The sequence below is a fragment of the Acetobacter sacchari genome (assembly GCF_017377715.1).
In the GTDB taxonomy this organism is placed as follows: domain Bacteria; phylum Pseudomonadota; class Alphaproteobacteria; order Acetobacterales; family Acetobacteraceae; genus Acetobacter; species Acetobacter sacchari.
This window is the reverse complement of record NZ_JAFVMF010000081.1, coordinates 1-267: the sequence shown is the minus strand read 5'-3', so window position 1 is coordinate 267 and position 267 is coordinate 1. Positions and strand designations below refer to the sequence as shown.

Annotated in this window: 1 protein-coding gene; it reads left to right on the top strand. The window is 51.3% G+C overall.

Annotated elements, in window-relative coordinates; genetic code table 11:
• Positions 1 to 267, top strand: a 267-nt coding sequence (locus J2D73_RS20335) for a class I tRNA ligase family protein (protein WP_207884237.1), incomplete at both ends; no start/stop codon positions are given.

The window sequence follows — 267 nt, the reverse complement described above, 5'->3', positions numbered from 1 at the left end:
ACCATCATGGATACCTTGACCCGTTACCAACGGATGAAAGGCAAAAATACCCTATGGCAAGTCGGTACTGACCATGCGGGTATCGCCACCCAAATGTTGGTTGAGCGTAAACTTGAGGCCGAAGAAGGCAAAAATCGCCATGACCTAGGTCGCGATGCCTTTATGGATAAAGTGTGGGAATGGAAAGCGCAATCGGGCGGCACTATCACTAAGCAGCTACGTCGTATGGGCGCTTCGGTTGATTGGGACCGCGAGCGTTTCACTATG